Here is a 6,360-nt window from a genome sequence, read left to right as displayed (position 1 = left end):
ACCTAGAGCGTGTCGTCAGTTAAGTAGGATAATGACTGAGGCGAACTGCACAGATGCGAGGAAAATAGATTTGAGCTTATCGTAGCGGGTTACGATGGCGCGGAACTGTTTAAGTTTATTGAAGAACCGCTCGACAAGATTACGTTCCCTGTAAAGAGCGAAGTCGGTTTCCCGCGGCATTGTTCTATTGCGTTTTGGCGGGATGACCGGAGTAATCCCGCGCTCTGTCAATCGGTCGATCAACCTGTCTGCGTCATACGCCCTGTCAGCAAGGAAGGCATCCGGATCGATGTTTTTCAGCATCGGTTCCGCCCGGTTGATATCCGCATCCTGTCCCGGTGTGATGTCGATCTCCACCGGATTGCCTAGGGCATCGCAGATGGCATGGATCTTTGTAGTCAATCCGCCCCGGGATCGTCCGATGGCCTGATCCGTACCCCCTTTTTGAGGGCTCCGGCGCTGTGCTGATGCGCCCGGACAATAGTGCTGTCGATCATCATGTATTCATTGTCATGATCTGCGGCGAGATGGCGAAAGATCCGCTCGATCACACCAGTTTCACACCAGCGGCGCAGTCGCCGGTGCACGTTTTTCCAGTCCCCGAAACGGGCCGGAAGAGGGTCTTTTATCCGCTCCCACTGGTCGTCACGTAAGCCATATCGCCGCATCCGTTGTTCTCCTTCAAAGCCAAGAAAACAGTCAGCACAGAGCGACAGAAAGTACAACCCTCACGGCACATGCTCAGCCCTTAACTGACGACACGCTCTAGGTCAGCACGAAAAATTTCGAAATCTACAGTCCGGGAAAACGCTTCGAGCTGATCACCAAGCCCGCTCAGCCGAGCAAGCCGCTCTTCAACGTCAAAAAAGCCCGGCTGTTTCATAGCGCCATTCCTCCAATAAAAACCGAAAAAATGGAACCATAGAAAAGACCTCAAAACCAGAAGGTTTTTAGAACCCTCCATGTGTCGGCATCAAGGAACAGAGACAAACTGCCCAGTGCACTCTTCCTGCGATAAGGATCCGGATCTGAAATCCTACTCAGTTAAGGTAGTTAACTTCCCGGGCCTCTGATCTTATGCTCGTGCGATAAACCGGCAACTTTCTGTGCGTCAGTTGAAAAAATGGTCTTAATGGCACTGGATAAACTGGATGCCGGCAAACGATGTGTGTGCATTGCTTCCAGATCTTAATACAGGTCAGATTGCCATAAACTCGGCTTCAATGGGTTGCATTACAGGTGGAGGGCTCCACCGGCCTTGATCTATATTTGCTATTTCCCCGTCAATTTCAGCAATGACCTGACGTGAAAATGGACCGAGGTGAAGGTAAAGCGCACTTGTCATGACTACATAAGGTAGTGCTTTGGGGTTATGCAAAGCGCAGTCCAGTATCATACGCCAGAACTGCCCCGTCGTTCCTGGTCTTGCCCGGTGAATGCGGAAAAGCAGCCGGATAAAACTGCGCAGATCTCCTTTTATCATTCGGTGCGTGCGTTCACGCTTGAGCATTCGGCCAAGCCTGCGGACCCGGCCGAAATAAGCAGTCGGATCATAGATTGCGGCAAGCACTGTTCTGTAATCATTCAGCACTTCACGCCGTGGGCGTTTTGTTTCGAAATTAAGCCCAGCGGTACACTGATCGCCCGACTGGGTCTGTTCGCTGCCGGAAAAAAGACGGCCTTCAGCAAAAAGGCGTCGTGTCAACTGCGTTGTGGGCAGGGCGTAAAGCAGACCCACCATGCAGACCGGGATCGATGTCTCTTCGATACATTCGATCATGCCTTTAGCAATACTGCCTTTTTCGCTATCAAACCCGACGATAAAGCCAGCATTAACAAAAATTCCTGCTTTGTGGATTGTCTCGATACTCTGCTGTAAGCTCCGCCTTGTATTCTGTTTTTTTTGCATGAGCACGAGAGACTCTGTATCTGGACTTTCGATACCGACGAATATGGCAAAGAAATTCGTCTCAGACAGGCTACGCAGCAGATCGGGATCATCCGCGAGGTTAATTGAAGCCTCTGTTGAGAATTCGAACGGAAAGTTCTTTTTGCTCTGCCAATGTTTGAGGTCTGGTAGAAATTTTTTGAGTGCTTTCTTGTTGCCTATCAGGTTGTCATCCACAAAATCCACATGTCCACGATAGCCAAGAGCGTACAGGGCATCAAGCTCTGCTATGACCTGTGCATTGGTCTTGGTGCGCGGCACCCTACCGTAGAGTTCGATAATATCACAGAACTCACAACTAAACGGACACCCACGTGAAAACTGAACGCCAACGTGCAGATACTGATCCAGCTTCAATAAATCAAAACGCGGCAAAGGGCTTTTTGTGACATCCGTTTTCCCCATCTCCGCTTTGAATATGCCTTGCCTGTCACCACGTCGCCATGCCGTGATGAAATCAATCATGATTTCCTCGGCTTCGCCCAGAACCTGAAAATTGGCTGCACTGTAAAGGTGGGGGCTGGACGTAACATCGGGACCACCAATCACGACCTCTTTACCAAGGGCACGACACATTTCGATAATATGCAGGGCATCGTTGCGTTGCGGCAGCATCCCGCCGGTCATGACAATATCGGCCCAGCCAAAATCTGCATCATCCAGCTGTTCGGTGTTTCGGTTTACCAGCCGAATTTCCCAGTTTTTAGGCAGCAGCGCTGCAACTGTAATAAGGCCAAGCGGTGCAGCAGGATAGCGTACGTTAGTCAGATCGCAGGTTTCTTGATAGTTCCAGAATGAGTTTGCGTTGAAGCGGGGAAAGACCATGAGTACCCTACAGGCATCGATCATTGTGCAAAGATCCAGTTTTCTAAGAGTGTGCGGTCGAGTTGTTTTCGTTTAATTGATGAATTTCTTTTCTAAGAGCTGAGAAAGAAGAAAAATATATTGAAATATAGTAATTTTCCCTCTTGAATTACGATAGGAATGAGGAAAAATTTAATAATTTTACAATACATCTTATTCCATAATTGTATGATTAAACAAATAAATAGCCAATCGTTATTGTCTATTATTGGGATTTATTAATGATGAATCATATTAATTTAAGGGAGAATTGAATTCACTGTTCCTGCCATCGATGGGTATCTTTTGAAAGCTGCTGCTGCGTTACACGCCGAACAGGTGTCCGATCCCGCCGGTGATGATCATCGCCACAATACCCCAGAACGTCACGCGCAGCGCAGGGCGCAGAGGGGGAGCGCCACCGGCGACTGCACCAACGATACCCAGAACGGCGAGAACCACGACGGACGTCAGGGAGACGCTCCAGGACACCCACGAAATGGGAGCCAGAACAGCCGCCAGAACGGGCAGCACCGCCCCTGACGAAAAGGCAGAAGCCGAAGCGAAGGCCGCCTGGATGGGTCTGGCCGCTGTGGCTTCCGAAAGGCCCAGTTCATCTCGGGCATGAGCGCCGAGGGCATCATGCTGCATGAGGGCGACGGCCACCGTGTGGGAGAGATCTGCATCCAGCCCACGCTGCTGATAGATCCCTGCCAACTCAGTCACTTCGCCGTCCCAGTCCGTAGCCAGTTCCTGTTTTTCACGGGCGATATCGGCCTGTTCTGAATCCCGCTGGGAACTGACCGAAACATACTCCCCGGCTGCCATGGAGAGGGCGCCAGCCACAAGCGCGGATAATCCTGCGATGAGGATACTGCCGTGTGTCGCGTGAGAACTGGCAACACCAACAATCAGACTTCCAGTGGAGAGTGTTCCATCATTAGCGCCGAGGACGGCGGCGCGCAGCCAGCCCAGTTTCTCGACAGCATGACGTTCAGAGAGAGGATGAAGTCGCGACATAAGATTATCCGTTGGCAATCTAAATTGTGTTCAGGAATAGGTCTTCAATTTCCAGATGACAACAAATAATTAATTCTAATATTGCGAGTTATTTTCAATGGAATTTATTATTTATCATTCCTGTTTGTTCAGGTTCCCGTCAGGTTTGGTGTGATATGAACTACAGTCTCTTCACCGTTATCTGGGAGAAAGGCATGCCTGACGTGGCGCCGGATATCACGCATACCCTGCGCTATGACAGGCCGACGATTGCCCTTCACTGGGCAACCGTCTTTCTGGTGCTGTTTCAGTTCGCTCTTGGCGAAAGCTGGGGCTGGCCTGCAAAACCGGTTCATCATCTGATGGTCATTGCGCATCTGACAGCGGGCATCCTGCTGACGGCAATCATGGCGTTCCGCATTGCCTGGCGCCTGACGAAAGGTCGGCATCTATCGGACCTGCTGCGGCCGCTCGACCGTTTCTTTGCGCTGGGCGTGGAATATACGCTCTACGTGCTGCTTCTGGCTGAAATCGTGCTCGGCTACCTCTGGCGATGGGGAGCAGGACAGGCCATGAGTTTTTTTGGCCTCCTGATACCCTCACCTTTTACCCGCTTCCCGGCTTTGCTACTTTATTGGATTCAAACCATCCATCACTGGAACGCATGGTTGATTGTCGCGATCGCAACAGGCCATGGTATGGCGGCAGCGTTCCATCAGGTTATTCTGAAAGACGGGGTTTTAGGCCGTATGATGCTGCGTGGAGATCAAGGCGCCAATCCTCTGTTCACACAAAAGCCGTAAGGCCGTGCTTTGTTGATGAGTTTCATATGGAGGTGCCTGTGACAAAACGATTCACGACAGTTCTCCTGTCAGTCAGCCTGTTTATGACCTATTCCGCTGCCTATGCAGACCCTCCCTGGGCACGTGGAGGGCATGACCATCACGATAAGGGTCATGGCTATGGCCACATGAAACATTGGCGGAGAGGCGACTATTATTCCGGCCCGCGTGAGCAGCGCTGGATGGTCAGTGACTGGCGGAGACGGCGGGGGCTCTGGGCTCCTCCTGCGGGTTACTACTGGATGCAGTCAGGCGGACAGTATCTTCTGATGGCTGCAGCAACCGGTCTTATCGCAGGGGTTGTCGCTGCCACTGTTGGTTCCGAAGCGCCAGCCTACCCGACAGCACCGGGTTATGCTTCGCCTTATTGAGGGAGAAATGGTTACCATTCCTCGCAGACTTATGCAGACTTTTTGTGATTGCAGGAGTCGATCTGTTAACATAGCGTTCTTAAAATGGGTACGATATCTGCCTTGAACCTGTCCGGAATTTAAAGGGCTCACCCCGATGACCACCGCGCCCTGTGGTCGAGCGCCAGAACGTCAACGAACGGCCACTGCATGGGCAGTTCTGTTTATTTTCCTCCGGCTGGGCGTGACCTGCTTTGGCGGACCGATCGCGCATATCGGGTATTTCCGCAATGAATTTGTCGTCCAACGGCGGTGGCTTGATGAGCGCGCCTATGCGGATCTTGTGGGGCTCTGTCAGTTTCTGCCCGGTCCGGTGAGCAGTCAGGTGGGATTTTCCATTGGTCTGATGCGGGCGGGCTATCTTGGCGGCGTCGCCGCATGGACCGGCTTTACTCTGCCTTCGGCGTTCGCCCTTGTTCTCTTTGCTTATAGCGCGAGCGCGCTAGTAGGACCGATTGGCCTTGGTCTTTTGCATGGATTGAAGCTCGTCGCCGTGGCAATCGTCGCACAGGCCGTGTGGGGCATGGCACGTACGCTGTGTCCAGATCGGGGTCGTGCATCCATCGCGGTGGTGGCCGCGCTCATCATTCTGTTTGTCACCTCGCCCTTTGCCCAGATCGGCGCTATAGCCATCGGTGGCATTGTCGGCCTATGGTTCTGTCGCGCTCTTCCGACATCGGACATCGGACATGTCGCCGTGCCCGTATCGCGCCGTGTCGGGGCGGCTGCGCTTCTGGCCTTTGTGGTGCTGCTCTTCGCTCTCCCTATTCTCGGCGGCCATGGCGCGCCTGGGAGATTTTCACTGTTCGATGCCTTCTACCGGTCTGGCGCACTCGTGTTTGGCGGCGGTCATGTGGTACTACCATTGCTCCATGAAGCCTTTGTGACACCAGGTCTGGTCAGTGACGATGTCTTTCTCGCCGGTTATAGCGCCGCACAGGCGGTTCCGGGGCCGCTCTTCACGTTTGCGGCCTATCTCGGCGTGATCGTCAAGCAATCGCCCCACGGTGTGCCAGGCGCCTTCCTAGCCCTGCTTGGCATCTTTCTGCCGGGTATCCTGATCCTCATCGGTGTACTGCCCTTCTGGGATTCCTTCCGCAGCCGTCCCGCAGCGCAGGCAATCATGCGTGGTGTCAATGCAACGGTTGTGGGCCTGCTGGGCGCCGCGTTGTACACGCCGGTCTGGACAAGTGCGGTCAAATCGTCGGGAGATTTTGGACTCGTGCTTGTCGGCTTTGTTTTACTGACAGTCTGGCGAGCGCCACCACTGTTCGTAGTTGGGTAATCCCCCCATTTTTAGTCGGGCGTTGAATGAGAA

The 6,360-nt window shown here is 52.8% G+C and carries 5 protein-coding genes and 2 pseudogenes; 3 read left to right on the top strand and 4 right to left on the bottom strand.

The genetic code is table 11. From position 1 onward, the window contains the following. Positions 1 to 15: 15 nt before the first annotated feature. The 4 genes and pseudogenes from AD944_RS16115 to AD944_RS01460 all read right to left on the bottom strand — a co-directional run bounded on the left by AD944_RS16115 (position 16) and on the right by AD944_RS01460 (position 3,811). A pseudogene (locus AD944_RS16115) lies at positions 16 to 668 on the bottom strand (IS5 family transposase). 83 nt (positions 669 to 751) lie between these two features. Then, positions 752 to 883 (bottom strand): annotated as a pseudogene (locus AD944_RS16595) (IS5/IS1182 family transposase); the annotation flags it as partial. A gap of 315 nt (positions 884 to 1,198) precedes the next feature. Then, the gene (locus AD944_RS01465; protein ID WP_045543320.1) at positions 1,199 to 2,797 is read right to left on the bottom strand and encodes a B12-binding domain-containing radical SAM protein; all 1,599 of its coding nucleotides are present in this window, start codon (positions 2,795 to 2,797) and stop codon (positions 1,199 to 1,201) included. Positions 2,798 to 3,115: 318 nt separating this feature from the next. Beyond that, complete coding sequence (locus AD944_RS01460) at positions 3,116 to 3,811, bottom strand: VIT1/CCC1 transporter family protein (RefSeq protein ID WP_035379708.1); 696 nt, start codon at positions 3,809 to 3,811, stop codon at positions 3,116 to 3,118. A 155-nt stretch (positions 3,812 to 3,966) separates the two neighbouring features. Here AD944_RS01460 and AD944_RS01455 point away from each other — a divergent pair, with 155 nt between their 5' ends. The 3 genes from AD944_RS01455 to chrA all read left to right on the top strand — a co-directional run bounded on the left by AD944_RS01455 (position 3,967) and on the right by chrA (position 6,327). Then, entirely contained in the window at positions 3,967 to 4,593 is a 627-nt protein-coding gene (locus tag AD944_RS01455; RefSeq protein ID WP_187668535.1) for a cytochrome b, read from the top strand. Positions 4,594 to 4,631: 38 nt separating this feature from the next. Further along, positions 4,632 to 5,003, top strand: a complete 372-nt coding sequence (locus tag AD944_RS01450; protein WP_231551657.1) for an RcnB family protein — start codon at positions 4,632 to 4,634, stop codon at positions 5,001 to 5,003. Positions 5,004 to 5,139: 136 nt separating this feature from the next. Continuing rightward, the gene (gene chrA / locus AD944_RS01445) at positions 5,140 to 6,327 is read left to right on the top strand and encodes a chromate efflux transporter (RefSeq protein ID WP_045543321.1); all 1,188 of its coding nucleotides are present in this window, start codon (positions 5,140 to 5,142) and stop codon (positions 6,325 to 6,327) included. The last annotated feature ends 33 nt before the right edge of the window (positions 6,328 to 6,360 follow it).

Origin of the sequence: Acetobacter tropicalis, assembly GCF_001580915.1 — a bacterium.
In the GTDB taxonomy this organism is placed as follows: Bacteria; Pseudomonadota; Alphaproteobacteria; order Acetobacterales; family Acetobacteraceae; genus Acetobacter; species Acetobacter tropicalis.
The sequence above is the reverse complement of the archived record's forward strand: the minus strand, read 5'-3'. Positions and strand labels throughout refer to the sequence as shown.